This window comes from Corynebacterium pseudotuberculosis, from assembly GCF_002155265.1.
Lineage (GTDB): Bacteria > Actinomycetota > Actinomycetes > Mycobacteriales > Mycobacteriaceae > Corynebacterium > Corynebacterium pseudotuberculosis.
Window position 1 is genome coordinate 1,263,807 of sequence record NZ_CP021251.1, and the last position, 16,516, is coordinate 1,280,322.

Sequence of the window (16,516 nt, forward strand, 5' to 3'; positions counted from 1 at the left end):
AGTCGGTTTCTCTAGGATAGCAGGAGAGAAGCTAATTACCTATCGCTTGACCGATATCTATTGTCCGTGGTTTCCCACTCAAGCTGTATAAGAACTACAGTAGTCCACATGGCAAAACCGAAGCGTAGTTGGCTCGACGGGCCGGAGATTCCCTCACAAATTGACTGCGATACCCCCGCCCGCTGGCCAGGTGAACACCTTGGGCTTCCACAAAAAGGACCAGGAGCTTTAGGCAGTGTTCTGCGGCGTTCGTGCGGGGTCCTCATAGACTGGGGTATCTGCTTGGCCAGCGCAGCGGTGATTCACATGTTTACCCCAGCACTCGGGGGCGTTTCCACCGCCACTCTCATCCTGTTTTTTATCCTCGGCGTAGTTAGTGTTTGGCTTTTCGCACGGACTCCTGGGCAAGCAATACTCGGAATGGGGGTAGCTCGCGTTGACGTTCGAACTGAAAAAGTGGGATTTGTGCGTGCCTTGGTGCGCACAGCCCTTACTTGTTTTATCTTCCCCGCAGTGCTTGTAGACGCCGATGGCCGCGGCATGCATGATCGTGCCACGGGAACCGCGGTAGTTTTTGGATAATTAAAAAACTACGAGAAAAGGCTTGATCACTACAAACAGTGATCAAGCCTTTATTTGTGTAAAAGATCGTCTATTTATGGCGATCCGCAGAACGACGAGCGCGACGGTTCATACCCGAGATCTTGCCGCCCTTAGGGATAGGGCCTTTGGGGAGTCCCACGTTGGTTTGGACATTGTCCATGGACTCGATGCGGCTAGCGATTTCATACACATCGTTCTTCTTGTACTGGCGATCGAGCTTGAGCAAGCTGGACTGCAGTTTTTTCAGCGGTACCTCGCCCTCACCGCTGCCCACAAACATTTCATGAATCGGCACACCAGGTGCTAGACGTGAAAGTCGCTGGCGCTGCTGATTGATCAGCGGGCGCAGATGATTTTTATTGCCCTCGCCTACAAGAACAATGCCGCAGACGCCAATAACGCGGTGAAGCACATCCATTTGCTTAGTCACAGCAACACCAGTCTTGGTGCGCCATACAATGCCCACACCTGAGCGTAGATTCTCTAGTGCCCAGCCTGCGGCACCGGCCTGTCCCTCAGCCTTTTCGTAGACGCTATTTTGGAGCCTACGGGTGAAAATGAACATAGCAAGGAGCACACCCAGCAACAGGCCAGTGGGCAGCATAAACCACTGACCGTTCCACAACATTCCGATGAGGAAGAAAAGCAGGCCGAGGCCAAGGATTGATCCCACCATGATCGGCACTAGGGCCTTGTCCTGCTTGCGCTGGATGTTAAACGCCTGCCAGAGCTGAGACCAGTTCTGGCGGCGCTGGGCGCGCTTCGCCGCGCGCTGCTCCTTCTTCGCGGCCTTATCGGCCTGCTTCTTCGCGTCTGCCATGCATACCAGCTTAGCGGGCCATCCTATGCTATCTGCAATTAGACTCCGAGGCTCCTTGCAATGCAGATAGATCTTTGGCGGAAATCGGCCCTGACGGGCCAAGCTACCACGTTGTGGGGTCATGCTTTAGAGCATGGAAAGATAACGCAACGTCGATCCGCGAGCCCCCTGAGTGCCAGGGGCACAGTACCTCATAAGCTTGGCGTGCGGGTTAATCGAGGACAGAACCCGCGGCATGATGCCAAGAAAAAAAGAAGACCTATCGGGGGATAAGTCTTCTTTCTAAAATACTGAGGGAAAATATTACCGGGAAGAAACAACCGGGGTTTCTTTTGAGGGGCCGTATTTGCTCAGAAGCGTAGATGCCTCCTGGGCTGTGGTTCCCGCAGAAGTCTCAGCCAGATGTGCAAGATTATCCGGAAGCGTTTCCCCACGTGCCGCGAGAGCTTCAGAGTAAAGCTTGCCCGCTCGGTAGGAGGACCGCACGAGTGGGCCGGACATGACTGCCCCGAAACCTAACTCGCGGGCAAAATCAGCGTGTTCGATGAACTCTTCTGGTTTTACCCAGCGCTCGATGGGATGGTACATGGGGCCAGGGCGCAGGTACTGAGTGATAGTGATGATGTCACAGCCAGCAGAGTGCAGATCCGTGAGGGCCTCCCTGATTTCTTCGACCGTTTCGCCCATGCCAAGGATGAGGTTGGATTTGGTCACTAGGCCAAAATCGCGGGCCTGGCGGATTACGTCTAGGGAACGCTCATACCGGAATGCAGGACGGATACGCTTGAAGATGCGGGGGACAGTCTCCAAGTTATGCGCAAAGACTTCCGGTCGTGCTTCAAAGACTTCCTGCAAAAGGTCAGGCTTGCCCGAGAAATCCGGGGTGAGATTCTCTACACCCGTATGTGGGTTGAGCTCATGGATCTTGCGAACGACCTCGGCGTAGAGCCAAGCGCCCTCATCCTCTAAATCGTCGCGGGTTACTCCAGTGATAGTGGAGTAATTCAACTTCATTTCACGCACAGATTCAGCAACTCGACGCGGTTCATCGCGGTCGAGGGGTTCTGGCTTTGCAGAGTTAATCTGGCAGAAATCACAGCGTCGTGAGCAGTTGGCACCACCGATGAGGAAGGTTGCTTCACGGGATTCCCAGCATTCATGAATATTGGGACAACCGGCTTCCTGACACACGGTGTGCAGGCTGGCTCCCGATACCTTTTTCTTCATGTCCTGGTATTCAGGGCCAGTTTTTACCGCAGTGCGGATCCAGCGTGGTTTGCTCTCGATGGGGGTCTGCGAGTTGCGGGCCTCAACTCGGAGCATTCTGCGTCCTTCGGGTGCTGTAGTCACCCTATGCACACTACTCGTGCTACAGGTGCACGTCGAAAAGCCCTCACTCGATGGGGGTTAACCAGGGAAAAGAGTGAGGGGGTGAGGCGGCGCCTTTTGTACATGTGTTGTTTTACACAGTTCTGGGAAGCCCTTTGGTGGGATCTGGTGCAGAAGCAAACGTATGGTCTGCGACGATGAGTTTTCCAGAGAACGCATCCAGCAGAGCCTGGATAAGCGGTTGGGTTATGGACTCGACTGTGACCTCTTCCCCGAGCTCTTGGGAGAGCGTAGTAACTCCGGCGTCGGAGATTCCACAGGGAATGATGTGCTGATAATACTCGAGGGTGTTAGAGCAGTTAAGCGCCAAGCCATGCATAGTCACGCCACGCGTGATCCGGATACCTAATGCGGCTATTTTACGGTGATCGGCATCGCAGGCACCGGGAACCCAGACCCCGGAGCGGCCGTCGATACGCCCGGCATGACTAATGCCGCGCTGGCGCACAACCTGAATCAACGCCTCCTCAACGCGGCGCACGTAATCCACTACATCGATGGGGTCGGCGAGTTTGAGGATTGGATATATCACCAGCTGACCAGGGCCATGCCACGTAATACGGCCGCCTCGATCAACATCAATAACAGGCAAGCCATTTGTGGGGCGATCCTCCGGCTGAGTTCGCTTTCCTGCGGTATACACGCTTGGGTGCTCAAGAACTAAAAGTACGTCGCCAACCTCATCTGCCGCGCGTTGTTTGGCCAAGGCAGCTTGGTAGTCCCAAGCCTCTTGATAATCCATCACGCCGAGGTTACGGATCTCCACGGGGTTTGCAGAGGCACGGATGGATTTGTCAGCAGGGAAAAAGGGATCACGAGGCGCAGTCATGGCACTGAGGATACGTCTGACTCTCTGTCACTGAAAATACATGGAGTCTTAGCGTATTTGCATTGACGTTAGGGCAATCGTTCAGCGTAAAGACCATGAGTATTACACCAGATCGGGAAATTTATCCGATGCCAATGTTTGTCACACTGACCGTTAAAGATTTCCAGCGCAGCGAGAAATTTTTCCACGCTGCCGGTTTTATTACCTTAGCTACCGTTCCAGACCCACAAGGCAATCCGGCGGTTCTTCATCTGCGCAGGTTAAGAAACCAAGATGTACTGTTGGTTCAGCAAGAAAACACGGAGTCGAAGACGCACAGCACAGCGCCCGCAAGCGTTCAAGTGTCCTTTTCTACGCACCAAGAGGATCTTGACCAGCTAGCTCTTTGCTTAGAAAGCGCGGTAAGTGGGTGCGCTGAAATAGAAAAACCTCAAGACACCTTGTGGTTTACCAGAGATCTTGTGGTTACAGATCCAGACGGTCATCGAATTATTTTTACCCAACAGAGAAGAGATGATGCAGCAGACGCTACACGCTGGGCAGAAACGTTCTCATAACGCCTAAACAAAACAACAACGCCACCATGCTTTGTTCTAAAAGACATGGTGGCGTTGTTCGGCTAGGGCAGAGCGCTAAAAATTCTTAAACTCCGTTAGCCTCTGCGTATTCGTCGGCGGTGAGAAGCTTTCCGACGGACTCAACTTCCACCTCAAAGAGCCAGCCATCGCCGAAAGGATCGTTGTTGATAATGGAGTAGTCGTCGTGAACTGCGTCGTTCACAGCGGTTACCGTGCCTGTAACAGGGGAATACAGGTCGGAGACGCTCTTAGTGGACTCGACCTCGCCACAGGTCTCGCCGGCCTCTACGGAGTCGCCAACCTGGGGAAGCTCAGCAAAGACAACTTCCCCCAAGCGGTCAGTGGCCACCGAGGTGATGCCAACTTTGACAGTCGCCCCGGCAGCGGAATCAGCGATTGCGTCGATCCATTCGTGGTCTTCGGAGTAGGAGAAGCTTTCAGGAAGAGACATAGGTTTGGGTCTACCTTTCTAGAATGCGAAACGACTCATATAGATCATTTTGGAGTCTATCGGTTTAGTTTTTCTCGCGGGAGTAAAACGGCAAAGAAACTACCGTGAAGGGATATTTTTTCCCTCTAATATCTGCGGTGAGTTCTGTACCCACTTCACTGAGTTCTTTTTCCACGTAGGCCAAGGCAATAGGGTGCCCCAGCGTCGGCGAGGGCTGCCCCGAGGTGACGGTTCCCACAACGTTTCCATCGCCGTCGAGGATCTCTGCGCCGTGTCGTGCTGCACGACGTTCTGAGGATGCCAGCCCAACGAGCACCCTTGTATGAGTACTAGGAGCGCTCAGAGCCTCTTTACCCACAAAGTCGCCTTCTTTTTTCTTACTCACCAGCATGCCCAATCCCGCGTCTCTGGGGCTAAGGTCTCGGGAGAGCTCGTTCCCATAGAGGGGCATTCCGGCTTCAAGGCGCAGTGAGTCTCTAGAAGCAAGCCCACAGGGGAGCAGCGAGTAACGCTCATCTTGGCCGGCCTGATAAATAGCATCCCATAGTGCAGGAGCTTTATCGTTGGATATATAGAGCTCAAATCCATCTTCTCCGGTATATCCAGTCCGAGCTAGGAGCACAGAAAAGCCTGCTATAACGGCGTTGCCGCATGAATAGTAGCGCATGTTGGATATCAGATCGGCCGTATCTGGATCCGCGGAGGCGTCGATAAGCGAAAGAAGCAGCGCCTGAGAACGGGGTCCCTGAACTGCGATGAGTGCAGTATCTGTAGACTCATCAGCGACAGTGACTTGGTATCCTGCGGCTCGTGAGCGAAGTTCCTCAGCAACCACCGCCGCATTTCCAGCGTTAGGGACAACCAGAAATTCATCGTCAGCTAAGCGATACGTAATCAAGTCATCAATGATGCCACCGTCCTCGGAGACGATCATCGAGTATTTTGCTTTGTTAACGGGAAGCACAGAGAGCTGAGAGATCAGCGCATAATCAAGGAAGTCCCCGGCCTGTGGTCCGCTAACCCGAATCTCTCCCATATGAGAAAGATCAAATAACCCACATGTTTTACGCACTGCATGGTGTTCTTCAAGCTCGGAACCGTACTTCAGCGGCATATCCCAATCTCCAAAGGGCGTAAAAGCAGCCCCTAGATCCTGGTGCCGGCTGTGCAAAGGCGAGGTACGAAGTGTGGAAGCCATATGCTTTAGATCCTTTCATCGAAAAATATATGAGCGAGCTGCTGACCTCTGCGGCGTGAATACGGAAGAACGTAGGACCACACCGCAGAGATGCGTGAAGCGAGGCTAGCCCTCGACGTTAAAAGCCTCAGGCGGTGGGCAGGAGCATACAAAATTCCTGTCGCCATAAGCCTCATCGAGGCGACGAACGGATGGGAAATACTTGTTAGCCTGAAGCGATGCCACCGGATAGGCGGCCTGAGCACGGCTAAACAAGTGATCCCAGTTATCTCTAGCGATGGAATAAGCAGTAAAAGGTGCGTGGTGCAGGACAGATTCTTCATATTCAATGGCACCATCAGCGATCTGCTGGATCTCTGCGCGAATAGCAAGTAATGCCTCGATAAAGCGGTCTAGCTCGCCCTTATCTTCAGATTCCGTGGGCTCCACCATCAATGTGCCAGCGACAGGGAAGGACAGCGTGGGAGCATGGAATCCATAATCCATCAAACGTTTGGCCACATCCGCAGCCGTGACGCCTGTCTGATCAGTAATCGGACGCAGATCAAGGATGCACTCATGCGCTACCAAATCATTTTCACCGGTATAGAGAATAGGGAAGGCATCTTTTAATGAGCGTGCCAGGTAATTCGCCCCAAGAATTGCCGAAGCGGTGGCCTCGCGTAGACCCTTGCCACCCATCATCGCAATATAAGACCAAGAAATCGGAAGGACACCCGCCGAACCAAACCGTGCAGATACCATGGGGACTCCCGTAGATAATGGGCACGGAATCGCAGCATCTGAGTCCAATGGGTTAGTGGGTAAGAAAGGCACGAGATGCTCTGCTACAGCCACAGGACCTACACCAGGACCGCCTCCCCCGTGGGGAATTGTGAAGGTTTTGTGCAGGTTGAGATGGCTGACGTCACCCCCAAACTTTCCTGGTCGTGCTACTCCAGCGAGTGCATTGAGGTTTGCTCCGTCGATATAGACCTGGCCGCCTGCTGCGTGTACCTTCTCGCACACGTCAGTTACGGTATCTTCAAAAACACCGTGCGTGGACGGATACGTAATCATGATGCCGGCCACGTGTCCCTCATGCTTGGCCAGTTTTGCGTCAAGATCATCAACATCGATGGAACCATCCGCTGCTGTGGCAACCACAACTACTCGAAGATTAGCCAAGGTCGCAGACGCTGCGTTTGTTCCATGAGCAGATTGCGGAATCAGAATGATATCGCGTTGATTGTCACCACGAGACTGGTGGTAACGGCTAATAGCCAGCAAGCCAGCCAACTCACCTTGAGATCCAGCATTGGGCTGAACAGACACTCGGGCATAGCCGGTGATATCAGCAAGCCAGCCCTCGAGCTCCTCGATCAGTGCCCTCCAGCCTCGGGTCTGAGAATCTGGAGCAAAGGGGTGAATGTTTGCAAACTCCGGCCAAGTGATGGGCTCCATACCCGTGGTCGGATTCAGCTTCATGGTGCATGAGCCCAAAGGGATCATCGAGCGATCGAGGGCAAGATCTTTGTCTGACAAAGCCCGAAGATAACGCAGCATCTGGGTCTCTGAATACACAGAGCTAAAGACCGGGTGGGTAATAGGCTCGTTGCTGCGTACTGCCCATTCTGGGAAGTCTTTAGAAGTCTCCTCCAAGACACTCGCTCCAAAAGCCTCGGCTAACGTAACCACATCTTTCGCAGTGGCCGACTCCCCAAAAGCAACACTAACCAGATCTGTGCCGATAGGACGCACTAAATAGCCAGATTCCGCCAGAGCATCGGTAATTTCTTGAGCCCTTCCGGGGACTCGAACCGTGACAGTATCAAAAAAGTCTTTATGTACCAGCTCTAACGTAGACTCGTTTTCTACTGCCGCAGCAAACGTGGAGGCGAGTTCATGCACATGGCGTGCGATGGCTTTGAGCCCTTCAGGGCCATGCCAGATCGCATACATTGAGGCACATACTGCTAGCAGGGCCTGAGCAGTACAAATGTTGCTGGTCGCGCGCTCTCGGCGGATATGTTGTTCTCTGGTTTGCAGGGCCAATCTATAAGCAGGGTGGCCCTCAGCATCTACGGAGACACCGACGATTCGGCCCGGTAGCTGGCGCTTGAACTTATCAGATACCGCCATAAAGGCGGCATGTGGGCCACCAAAGAACAAGGGGACACCAAAACGCTGGGAAGAACCCACAGCAATATCTGCATCCATCGCGCCGGGAGATTCCAATAGAGTGAGCGCGAGGAGATCCGTGGACACTGCGGCTAGTCCGCCGCGTGCATGAATATCAGCGATAATGGGGCGAATATCGGAGATATCACCTTCAGTGCCTGGATAGGCTATAACCACGCCCACCAAGCTATCTCCGACTAGCCCTGAAGTAACATCAGCGATTTCCACCTCTACGTCGATGGCGCGCGCACGCTCGGCCGCGACAGAGAGAACTTGGGGGTGCAGGCGGGCGTCGAGAAGCACTCTGTGACCCTTTTTATTGGTGCGCGCCATTAACCCGACGGCTTCAGCGACCGCGGTGGCTTCATCGAGCAAAGAGGCATTGGCTACGGGGAGTCCGGTGAGCTCACTAACCAAGGTCTGGAAGTTAAGCAGCGCCTCCAGGCGTCCCTGCGAAATCTCGGGTTGATAAGGGGTGTAGGCGGTGTACCATGCAGGGTTTTCTACAACATTTCGCCGAATCACTGGAGGAGTAAGGGTGTCATAAAAACCCTGTCCGAAGAATGATTTGAGAACCACATTCTGGTCTGCATACTCGCGTAGCTTGGTTAGCGCCTCTTCCTCCGACAGCGGATGCGCGGGTTCAGGAAGATCTTGGGACTTAATCCCGGAGGGAACTGCGGCATCTAACAGCTCTTCGAGGGAGGCGTATCCGACGCGTTTGAGCATCGCCACCCTCTCAGTTTCGTTGGGTCCGATGTGCCGGCTCACATAGCGTGCAGAGGGCGAGGATATCGTCATAGTCTTCAACTTCTCCTTGGGTGGAGGATGGCTAGTGATGCTCGCCATTATATGGATGAAACAGTGGTTTTGGATACATATTGAGGAAGAGGGTGCATAAAAACTCTGTGAAATTAATCGGACGATGGCTAGCTTGTCGTTTTTGAGGGAGCTAGGGCTTAAGAGGCTAGAAAACCGAAGATTGGTATTTCTAGCGTTCTCACAAACCACACCTTTATCTGTAAGAATCGAAGAAAAAGGCGGCAGCCGACTCCTCTTGAAAGAGAAGTCGGCTGCCGCCTGATTACCAGTGGAACGCTATCCGCGGAACCGCAGGTGGATTAGAGGTTGAGGTCGTCCTGGAACTTAGCCTTTTCCAGGCGATCCTTGATCGTCGCGGTGAAGCGACCGGCATCAGCGCCGTCTACGATCTGGTGATCATAAGAGAACGGGATGTAGCACATTTGACGGATTGCGATGGCGTCCGAGCCATTCTCAGTGATTACCACTGGGCGCTTCTGGATCGCAGCGGTGCCCAAGATACCAACCTGCGGTGGAACCAAGATTGGGGTATCTGCCAAGGCACCCTCGGAACCGATATTGGTCACAGTGAAGGTTGCGCCGGATAGGTCGTTTGGCTTCAGCTTATTGTTACGGGCGCGATCGGCCAGATCAACAATAGCCTGAGCGATCTCCGGCAACGTAAGCTCCTGGGCCTTGTGGATCACAGGGGTGAGCAGACCGCGCTCGGTATCCACTGCAATCGCAATATTGACGTCGGAGTGGTAAGTGATCTCCTTGGTGGCAGCGTTGTAAGACGCATTCACGTTCGGGTGCAGGACTAGAGCCTCAACCACGGCCTTAACAAAGAACGGCAGGTAGGTCAGGTTAACGCCATACTTTTCGATGAATGCCGGCTTGTTGTCCTTGCGCAGCGTGGCAACGTTGGTCATATCCACCTCTTGAAGATGCGTGAGCTGTGCAGAAATCTGCAATGCCTCGACCATCTTCTTAGCCGTGATCTCGCGGATGCGGTTGACCTTCTGGGTGGTACCAATAAGCTCTGCCTTTGCAGGATCAACGCTCTTGGTGGACCAGTTAGCGCGAGGATCCTTAACAGCAGCAGGGGCTTCTTTTTGAGCCGGCTCAGATCCTTGCCCGGCTGCGGCGAGAACGTCTTGCTTACGGATACGGCCGCCAACGCCGGTACCTTCGACCTTATTGAGGTCAACGCCGTACTTATTAGCAAGCTTGCGTACCAATGGGGTCACATAAGGAACGTTTTGGTTATCGACTGGCTTTGCAGCCTCTTTAGCCGGTTCTTCCTTAGGTGCTTCCTTGGTGGGTTCTGCCTTGGGTGCTTCCTGCTTCGGCTCTTCCTTCTTCTCATCAGAATCGCTTGCGGCAGGAGCCTCACCTTCCTCACCGATGATGGCGATAACATCGCCGACATCAACGGTGTCGTCTTCGTTGAAGCGAACCTCCAACAGAACGCCCGCAACGGGGGAAGGAACCTCGGTGTCAACCTTGTCAGTGGAAACCTCGAGCAACGGCTCGTCGACGTCGACGGTGTCGCCGACAGACTTGAGCCACTGGGTAATTGTTCCCTCAGTGACGGATTCGCCGAGTTCAGGCATTTCAACGGAGTGCGCCATAGTGTTTAGACTCCTCGAAAGTCGTGTAGATCAAAAAGCTAATACCTAATGAGCGTACCGTCTAACCCAAACAGATGTGATGTTAAGGGGGAATTCTCTGTAGATTTTGCCCCTACAATTAACTTCTGTGTTCAATTTTTTCGGACGAAAGACCCCCAGATCTAACATCAAACCGCCCCGAGGCCCGGGCGATACTGTTCGCGAAAAAGATCTGCTTTACCTCAAACAATGGAGCGAGTCGCGTGCAGTAGTTGAGGGTTTTGTTGAGCCTGAGACCGTTGTCAACGAGATGTCGATAGTGCTTGTGGATATCACGGGAGATTTCACGCGACGCAGGATTGGCGGGCCTAAAGGTATCGACGTCGTAGCAAAAGAACTAGGAATTCCCGTGTATGACGTGGAAGAGACTGGATATCCGCAGAGAATGCGGGAAAAAATCGAGCGCGACAGGATTTTACGTAAACGTGAGGAACAACGCCTCAGGCGCGCAAAGTTTGAAAAAGATAACGATGCTAAGGATTAGCCGTATATAGCGTGCCGACGCCTCTCCGTAACCCAAAACAGGGCAATGCTCATAGAAGAAAAATCCGCTGATGGTCTTACCCTTGGCCGACCATCAGCGGAGTGAAGAAGTTACTTTTCCTCAGAAATCTCTGCAAGAGCAGCTAGGAAGGTGCGTACCGGCACACCTGTTGCGCGCTTCGGCGTATAGCCGTACACCCCTGCGTTATTGTATGACGGTCCAGCGATATCTACGTGGACCCAATCGATACCTTCGGCAACAAAATGGCTAAGATACCATCCGGCGGCCAGCATTCCGCCAGAACGTGATTTGGTGATGTTACGAATATCCGCCACTGGGGATTTGATCGCTTCGCCGAGTTCTTCCGGAAGCGGCATAGCCCAGGCCTGCTCGCCTACGGAACGGCCGATTTCCGCGATGCGATCGCGGAAGGCGTCGGATCCCATGACACCGGAAGTGCGGTCTCCAAGGGCCACAAGCTGCGCACCGGTCAGCGTTGCAGTCTCGATCAGGTAATCCGGCTTATCTTCGCATGCACGCGCGATAGCGTCAGAAAGCACAAGACGGCCTTCTGCATCGGTATTGAGTATCTCTGAAGTAATTCCGCCGTAATGAGTGATAACGTCGCCTGGACGATAAGCATCCCCGCTAGGCATATTTTCTGCGAGTGGGATTGTCGCAGTGATTTTTACTTTCAGGTCTAGGCGAGCTGCACCAATGACGGTGGCTACGACTGCAGCAGAGCCGCCCATGTCGGAGATCATGTCGTCCATCCCGGCGCCAGGCTTGAGCGAAATTCCACCGGTGTCAAAGGTAATGCCTTTTCCAACCAAAGCAACGCTCTTTTTCGCCTTCTTAGGGGCCCAAGTGAGTCGTACAAGGCGTGGCTTACGCGCAGAGCCGTTGCCAACAGCGAGAATGCCTCCGAACCCTAATTTTTCGAGTTTCTTCTCATCAAGAATCTCCACGTCGATGCCGTGGTCTTCTGCTTCCTTCTTGATGATCTCCGCATAGGACTCAGGGTAGAGATGAGAGGAAGGAGCGTTGACTAAATCGCGGGCGAACATGACGGATTCCGCCGTGATCTGTGCAGCCTGGAATTCGGGCTTGGCGGTTTTCTTATCTCCCAGTGACAAGAAGGTGACCGTGCCCACTGGCTTCTTGGCAGCAATAGCCTCGGCAGACTCAGAACGGATCCCCTTGTAGTCATAGGCTCCCAGTGCAAAACCTTCTACGGCGGCGCGCAGGCCGAAAGCACCGAGAGTAGTGGCTACGGAGTCCACACCTGCTAAGGAGCGTGCTGCGACGCCAGCGGCGCGCCTGAGAGCCTCATCGTCGAGTTTGTCATTGTTACCAAGTCCGACGCCGACAATGAAGTCCACCTCGATTCCTTCGATAGAAGGAACCCTGTGGATTTCTCCTGCCTTTCCGGTTGCGCCAACCGCGCTAAAGAGCTCCCAGATTGCTACTTCTAAGTCATCATCAAAAAGTCCGGTCGCAGCAAACTCCAGACCGTCTTCTCCTGCAAAGAGGGCAACCGCAAGAGCCGTCGTATCGTCTGGAAGCTTCTTGGCCAACGCGAGTTCTGTCGCAGAGCCACGGGACGCAAGTGAAAACTGAGTGCTCAAAGTTTAGTACCTCCAAAAGTTGGTAACGAGGTCCTCAGACCCCGTGGAAAACGTTATTTATCAGACTATCTAATTGAGCAGGCCAATGTGCGGTGTACGTTTAAATTATGGTGTCTCTTAAGTTCAGCATCCACAAAACAGAATCTCAGACTTCCGCTGAAGAACTTGCGGATATCCTTGCTCACCCAGGCTTTGGCAAGCGTTTTACTGATCACATGGTAACCATCGATTGGAACGCGGAACAGGGGTGGCATGACGCAAAGGTTGTTCCTTACGCTCCTCTTGTCCTTGATCCTGCCGCTAGCGTTTTGCACTATGGTCAGGCAATTTTTGAGGGAATTAAAGCCTACCGGCATTCCGATGGCACGATTAAGACCTTCAGGCCTAAAGCCAATGCTGTTCGATTCCAACGTTCCGCAGCGCGCATGGCTATGCCGGAACTCCCCACGGAGATTTTTGTTGAGTCTTTGCGGCAACTTGTAGATATCGATCGTGACTGGGTTCCCGCAGCTGGGGGCGAGGAAGCGTTGTATCTGCGTCCGTTTATGATTGCTACTGAGGCGACGCTAGGTGTGCATCCCTCGAACTCGTATCGCTACGTGCTGATCGCTTCCCCCGCCGGCGCTTATTTCTCAGGCGGTATTAAGCCTGTATCGGTGTGGCTATCTGAGGATTATGTTCGTGCTTGTCCTGGAGGCACGGGTGCTGCAAAGTTTGCTGGTAATTATGCGGCATCTCTGGTTGCTCAAGCCCAGGCGACAGAAAAAGGTTGCGATCAAGTGGTGTGGCTGGATGCCCACGAGCATCGTTATATCGAAGAGATGGGAGGGATGAACCTCTTCTTTGTTATGGGTGAGGAGTCTGCGCCGCACATTGTTACCCCTCAGCTCTCGGGTTCTCTCTTACCCGGAGTCACCCGTGATTCTCTTCTTCAGATTGCTCGTGACCTGGGGTATACCACGGAAGAGCGGCGCATCTCTACAGAAGAATGGCAGGAAACGGCTACCAATGGCTCTATGCTAGAGGCCTTTGCCTGTGGCACTGCCGCGGTGATCACCCCTGTGGGGTTTGTTAAGTCAAACCATGGTGACTTTGAGATCAATCATAATATCGCCGGCGACATCACTATGAAGCTGCGCGAGATACTCACAGGTATTCAGCGTGGCACAGTGGAAGATCCGCACCAATGGATGCACACTTTGGTCTAGAACAACTAGTGTGAGAATTTTTTAAAGCCATAAGCCGCTGTAGAGAAACAAATCGGCTTATGGCTTTTTACTTCGACTTATCCCGATGCGGAACGCTAAGGGATACAAGAATACTTAGAGCACACAGACTCCAACAGCTAAGAAAACCGCTGAGGCTGCCGTGCACGAGTGCATGATAAAGCCGATAGTGTCCCCGTTCATTCCCTCAAAGCGTCGATTGCAATGCCTGATCCCTAGCACAGCGATACCGATACTGAGTAGGAGGGAGGTGATAACGATGATAGCTACGGTGGAGGCTCCGATGAGCAGCGGGATGCCCACGGAGGCTGTAGAAACAATGCTGAGCCATATCGCTATCGTGGTAGTGGGGACTGTGCCAATCATCATGGCTCCGAATCCAGTCGGACGCATCGGTTTTAAAGTGGAATGCGCGCTAAAGATTGAGCACAGCCTGCCGATCACCGGTGCAAAGAAAATCATCCACCAGTACCCACGGCTGATGAGAGCGTCAAAGCTTGCGATCTGAAGCGTTAGAGAGATAAAGACGGAGCCCATACCAATAAGCCCGGTCGTTGGGTCTGCAATAATTTCCCTAGCCCGCTCAGGGGGAGCGTAACTGCCTAGGGCATCGGCTACATCTGCGAGCCCGTCAAGGTGCATGAACCGTGTGAAAAGCTCCCAGAAACACACAATCACCACTGCGGTTAAAAGCGGCGTGATCTGGAAGAGAAACCCTAGACCGGCCAAACCAGCCCCGAGCACACCTAACAGAATGCCGATGAGAGGAACTGACGCTAGCACTCGTCCACCAGTGATGCGGTCAAAGGCTGTGGCCCCCTGAACCGGAAGAATGGTGAGCCAACTCAAAGCCGTAAGCGGTCCTTCGATAATTGCGGGGCGATGTTCGCCTTCCACAAAACCGACTTTGCCTGACATCGTGAAAACCCAACTTTCTATGGGAGGGAGGTACGCACTGAATACTTAGCTGGCACGAGCCCCGTTGCAGCAACAACACCTGATCTGTGTGTTAACCCATACGATTGACAGGAACTGCATCCGCCCCGGAGACTCCAGCGCTATCAAAATTAGCCATGTCAGTCATAATGTCTGCGCTGATGCGGAGCAGCGGGAAGGCAGCGGCGGCTCCAGACCCTTCTCCTAGTCGCAACCCTAAGGTCAGGAGTGGCTCAAGACCTAGGTAATTAAGGGCAAAGCGATGAGCAGGTTCCGCTGAAAGGTGTCCTGCCTGCATCCACTTTCTGGCACCGGGGGCAAGCTGTTCCGCAAGCATGGCCGCGGCTGTGACTACCACGCCGTCGAGAAGCACGGGGGTGCGGCGCACAGCAGCCTGTGCGATAAATGCCCCCATAGCGACGAGCTCAGGAGAAGTGACCTTTTGCATCATAAGCAGCGGCGTATAGCGCAAATCGCGGGCACGGAACATTGCGTCGCGTACCGCAGAGACTTTTCTCTTCCAGCCTTCATCATCCACGCCTGAGCCGCGGCCCGTAACCACCACAGGCTCTTGGTTAGTCAACAATCCGATGATCACAGCGGAAGGAGTGGTATTGCCAATGCCGAGGTCTCCTGCCATCAGGACGTCTGCGCCGGAATCTACCTCCTGGTCCGCGATGCGTTTTCCTATTTCAATGGCGCGAACCAGCTGGTCTTGCGTCATCGCATCTTCTCGGTCAATAGATCCGCACGAACGAGAGACCCTTTCCTCGCCCCACACATCGTGGTTTAAAGAAATATCGGCAACGCGTATGCCGATACCTGAAGAATTTGCTACTGCGTTGATTCCTGCGCCACCATTGCGGATGTTCTCCGCCATTTGGATTGATACCTCGATGGGGTAGGGAGAGACGTTGCTCGTAGCGATGCCATGGTCACCGGCAAAAACCACTAAGCGAGGGCGTACGATTTTTTTAGGAGGAACCTGCCCCTGACAGGCGCTGAGCCATACCCCAAGATCTTCCAGGCGCGAAAGCGAACCCGTTGGCTTAGTCAGCGTGAGCTGAAAGGCCCGTGCCTGTTCCGCTATCTCGGAATTAGGGGCATCGATCTTGGGAAAGAAATCGGATGGCTGCATGTTGTTGCACTCCCATGTGTTTGGCTATCGCGATGTGTTGCATAACGTCAAAGAACGCTTTTTAACTGTAATGGTTGTCCGGCTATAACGAGGAACACTTGATCACATACATCCGCAATCATGTGATTAAGTGTTCCTATCTCATCTCGGAATAACCTGCCTGAATGTTGCGCGGGGATAATGCCCATTCCTACCTCAGGAGTGACAAGAACCACGTCCCGATTGGTGGGGAAACCCCGGAGCAAATTTGTGAGCTGTTCTGCTTCTAGGTTGGTGCTGCCGGTAGGAGAATCCCATGCATTTTTGATATCAATCAGATGAGTAAGCCAGGTGCCGAGGTCGTCGACAAGCAAAGAATGTTCTGTGTACTGCCGCAGATACTCGGGGGAGAACACTTCGCAGAGATCTGCGCGATCTTCTGTCGCCCAGTGCGAGGGGCGGCGTTGCACGTGCTGTGAAATCCGGCGTTGAAAATCTGCGTCAAAGTCACCATCGCCATAAGGACGGGCGGTGGCTATATAACGGCAAGAGCCCGCCCCCACAAGTGCTTCTGCAAAAGCAGACTTGCCGGAACGGGCTCCTCCCAAAACCAAAGTACGCAC

General features: G+C 53.4%; 15 protein-coding genes. 4 read left to right on the forward strand and 11 right to left on the reverse strand.

What is annotated here, in order from left to right:
* Positions 1-108: 108 nt before the first annotated feature.
* The gene (locus CpATCC19410_RS05945) at positions 109-582 is read left to right on the forward strand and encodes an RDD family protein (protein ID WP_013242301.1); all 474 of its coding nucleotides are present in this window, start codon (positions 109-111) and stop codon (positions 580-582) included.
* Positions 583-652: 70 nt separating this feature from the next.
* Here CpATCC19410_RS05945 and CpATCC19410_RS05950 read toward each other — a convergent pair whose 3' ends face one another.
* The 3 genes from CpATCC19410_RS05950 to lipB all read right to left on the reverse strand — a co-directional run bounded on the left by CpATCC19410_RS05950 (position 653) and on the right by lipB (position 3,641).
* Positions 653-1,423, reverse strand: coding sequence for a DUF4191 domain-containing protein (locus tag CpATCC19410_RS05950; RefSeq protein ID WP_014300824.1), 771 nt, complete (start codon positions 1,421-1,423; stop codon positions 653-655).
* Positions 1,424-1,726: 303 nt separating this feature from the next.
* Positions 1,727-2,773, reverse strand: coding sequence for a lipoyl synthase (gene lipA, locus CpATCC19410_RS05955; RefSeq protein WP_014401283.1), 1,047 nt, complete (start codon positions 2,771-2,773; stop codon positions 1,727-1,729).
* 112 nt (positions 2,774-2,885) lie between these two features.
* On the reverse strand, positions 2,886-3,641 hold the full coding sequence (gene lipB / locus CpATCC19410_RS05960; RefSeq protein WP_013242298.1) for a lipoyl(octanoyl) transferase LipB: 756 nt from the start codon (positions 3,639-3,641) through the stop codon (positions 2,886-2,888).
* Between the two features lie 95 nt (positions 3,642-3,736).
* On the opposite strand from lipB, the gene CpATCC19410_RS05965 reads away from it, so the two are divergent.
* Positions 3,737-4,198, forward strand: a complete 462-nt coding sequence (locus CpATCC19410_RS05965; RefSeq protein WP_014522847.1) for a VOC family protein — start codon at positions 3,737-3,739, stop codon at positions 4,196-4,198.
* 85 nt (positions 4,199-4,283) lie between these two features.
* On the opposite strand, the gene gcvH is transcribed toward CpATCC19410_RS05965, so the two are convergent.
* The 4 genes from gcvH to sucB form a co-directional block, all read right to left on the reverse strand.
* The gene (gene gcvH / locus CpATCC19410_RS05970; RefSeq protein WP_013242296.1) at positions 4,284-4,670 is read right to left on the reverse strand and encodes a glycine cleavage system protein GcvH; all 387 of its coding nucleotides are present in this window, start codon (positions 4,668-4,670) and stop codon (positions 4,284-4,286) included.
* Between the two features lie 64 nt (positions 4,671-4,734).
* Positions 4,735-5,868, reverse strand: a complete 1,134-nt coding sequence (gcvT, locus tag CpATCC19410_RS05975) for a glycine cleavage system aminomethyltransferase GcvT (protein WP_013242295.1) — start codon at positions 5,866-5,868, stop codon at positions 4,735-4,737.
* Positions 5,869-5,973: 105 nt separating this feature from the next.
* The gene (gene gcvP, locus CpATCC19410_RS05980; protein ID WP_014401282.1) at positions 5,974-8,829 is read right to left on the reverse strand and encodes an aminomethyl-transferring glycine dehydrogenase; all 2,856 of its coding nucleotides are present in this window, start codon (positions 8,827-8,829) and stop codon (positions 5,974-5,976) included.
* A 320-nt stretch (positions 8,830-9,149) separates the two neighbouring features.
* Positions 9,150-10,463, reverse strand: coding sequence for a 2-oxoglutarate dehydrogenase, E2 component, dihydrolipoamide succinyltransferase (gene sucB / locus CpATCC19410_RS05985; protein ID WP_054250997.1), 1,314 nt, complete (start codon positions 10,461-10,463; stop codon positions 9,150-9,152).
* A gap of 127 nt (positions 10,464-10,590) precedes the next feature.
* On the opposite strand from sucB, the gene CpATCC19410_RS05990 reads away from it, so the two are divergent.
* Positions 10,591-10,986 (forward strand): hypothetical protein, encoded by a 396-nt coding sequence (locus tag CpATCC19410_RS05990; RefSeq protein WP_013242292.1) that lies wholly within the window; start codon positions 10,591-10,593, stop codon positions 10,984-10,986.
* Between the two features lie 110 nt (positions 10,987-11,096).
* On the opposite strand, the gene CpATCC19410_RS05995 is transcribed toward CpATCC19410_RS05990, so the two are convergent.
* On the reverse strand, positions 11,097-12,614 hold the full coding sequence (locus CpATCC19410_RS05995) for a leucyl aminopeptidase (protein WP_013242291.1): 1,518 nt from the start codon (positions 12,612-12,614) through the stop codon (positions 11,097-11,099).
* 107 nt (positions 12,615-12,721) lie between these two features.
* Between CpATCC19410_RS05995 and CpATCC19410_RS06000 the strand changes: the two genes are divergently transcribed.
* Positions 12,722-13,822 carry a branched-chain amino acid aminotransferase gene (locus CpATCC19410_RS06000; RefSeq protein WP_013242290.1) on the forward strand — a complete coding sequence of 367 codons (1,101 nt, stop codon included), beginning with the start codon at positions 12,722-12,724 and terminating at the stop codon, positions 13,820-13,822.
* Between the two features lie 114 nt (positions 13,823-13,936).
* Here the strand turns inward: CpATCC19410_RS06000 and CpATCC19410_RS06005 are convergent, their stop codons facing one another.
* The 3 genes from CpATCC19410_RS06005 to CpATCC19410_RS06015 form a co-directional block, all read right to left on the reverse strand.
* The gene (locus CpATCC19410_RS06005) at positions 13,937-14,758 is read right to left on the reverse strand and encodes an adenosylcobinamide-GDP ribazoletransferase (protein WP_013242289.1); all 822 of its coding nucleotides are present in this window, start codon (positions 14,756-14,758) and stop codon (positions 13,937-13,939) included.
* 91 nt (positions 14,759-14,849) lie between these two features.
* The gene (gene cobT / locus CpATCC19410_RS06010; RefSeq protein ID WP_013242288.1) at positions 14,850-15,914 is read right to left on the reverse strand and encodes a nicotinate-nucleotide--dimethylbenzimidazole phosphoribosyltransferase; all 1,065 of its coding nucleotides are present in this window, start codon (positions 15,912-15,914) and stop codon (positions 14,850-14,852) included.
* Between the two features lie 47 nt (positions 15,915-15,961).
* Positions 15,962-16,516 (reverse strand): bifunctional adenosylcobinamide kinase/adenosylcobinamide-phosphate guanylyltransferase, encoded by a 555-nt coding sequence (locus CpATCC19410_RS06015; protein WP_014300820.1) that lies wholly within the window; start codon positions 16,514-16,516, stop codon positions 15,962-15,964.